1 pseudogene is annotated in these 1,008 nt (G+C 41.8%); it reads left to right on the top strand.

Annotated features, from left to right (window positions below):
* Positions 1-147 precede the first annotated feature (147 nt).
* Positions 148-750 (top strand): annotated as a pseudogene (locus tag RJ01_RS15535) (dihydrofolate reductase family protein).
* Positions 751-1,008 lie beyond the last annotated feature (258 nt).

The following is a 1,008-nucleotide window of genomic DNA, read 5'->3' on the forward strand; positions in this document are numbered from 1 at the left end:
TCGGGAGTTCGAATCTCTCTGAGCGCACCAACTTGAACAATGAACCGCACATGTTGCGGTTTTTTTGTGCCTAAAATTTACAGAATCCGCCTGAATCACATGCTAAAAATAAATCCTAGATAACTCAATAAAAATAAGGGCATGGTGATGAGAAAAATTATTGTCCAGGAATTTCTGACTCTAGACGGTGTAATGCAGGCACCCGGCGGCCCGGAAGAAGATACATCTGGTGGCTTTCAATATGGTGGCTGGATGGCGCCGTATTTTAGTACTGAACCCGATTCAGTATTTGATCGCATCATGTAAAAGTGGATGCAGTCCACCGATATCCTGATTGGTAAGAATACCTTTCAGATTTTTGAACCCTACTGGCCGAAGCATGCTGAAGACTGGCCAGGAATTAATGAAGTGAATAAATATGTGCTATCCACCAGTTTGGATCACTCGGACTGGCAAAATACGATCTTTCTAAAAAGTATTGATGAAATCGTTAACCTGAAGGCTTCAGGGGAGGAGGATCTTCGGGTGTATGGCAGTGCCGCAGTGGCACAGGCACTTTTTAAGCATGATCTTGTGGATGAACTCTATTTAATGACCTTTCCTGTAATATTGGGCAAAGGAAAACGTCTATGTGCCGAAGACTCTACGCCGGCAGTATTTGCACTGACAGATCATCAAGTTACCTCAAATGGCGTGGTGTTGAGCGGTTATCAGCGGGCAGGCGAGGTTAAAACTGGTCTGGTTGAATAGCTCCATTAGGCTGTGAACAAATGAATATGAGGCAATTAAAAATCAATTTGGTCGATTCTAGAATTTGCCAAGTCTGGGTTATTGTTTTTAACTCTAAATCCGCAGGAATTTTCATCAAAAAAACTGAAATATTGCAGTATCGTTTAATTACTGTACGTTCGGTTATGATTTTATTAAAAAACACTTAACAAGTACTGAAAACTCTATATAATGCACTCCATCAAGACGTCGCGCTCATAGCTCAGCTGGATAGAGCAC

It is taken from the genome of Acinetobacter sp. YZS-X1-1 (assembly GCF_000804305.1).
Taxonomy (GTDB): Bacteria; Pseudomonadota; Gammaproteobacteria; order Pseudomonadales; family Moraxellaceae; genus Acinetobacter; species Acinetobacter variabilis.